The following is a 537-nucleotide window of genomic DNA, read 5'->3' as shown; positions in this document are numbered from 1 at the left end:
CAGTGATTAGGAATTTGCAGGATGTCATTAACTATAACAGCACCCGTCCGGATGTTTTGAAATACGGGCAGAGCATTCTGATCGAAAGCCAGTCGTATGATATGACACCGGGCTCTGCAGATTACCAGAAATACTTGTCTCAAAGAGCAGCTGATATCGAATGGTCCAGAAAGAATGGGATCAACTATCTCATGAGCAAGTACAACCTGGATGCACTCATCGGGATGAACGGTGCCACAACAGGCATTGCCGCCAAGGCGGGTTATCCAAGCATTACGGTACCGGCGGGCTATCGTACACTCGCTAGCAGCAATGGATCGCCGATTAACCTCCAGATTACGGGCGATGCCTTCACTGAAGAGCAGCTTATCCAAATGGGGTATGCATTCGAGCAGGCTACCAAAGCCCGCATTGCTCCAGGTATGGCTGTAAAGGACCAGCTAAAGGCGCTGATTGACGATGCTGCAGCATTGAATGCAAGCGGCAATGTGTACAACACCGCACTTGCCGTATACACAAGCAACTTCTCGACACAGC

Annotated in this window: 1 pseudogene; it reads left to right on the top strand. The window is 49.9% G+C overall.

Features of this window, described 5'->3' with window-relative positions:
* Window positions 1–537 (top strand): annotated as a pseudogene (locus C3B52_RS35835) (hypothetical protein); the annotation flags it as partial.

Origin of the sequence: Brevibacillus reuszeri (assembly GCF_002897295.1) — a bacterium.
Taxonomy (GTDB): domain Bacteria; phylum Bacillota; class Bacilli; order Brevibacillales; family Brevibacillaceae; genus Brevibacillus; species Brevibacillus reuszeri_A.
Note: the sequence above shows the minus strand (reverse complement) of the source record. Positions and strands in the feature narration are given on the sequence as shown.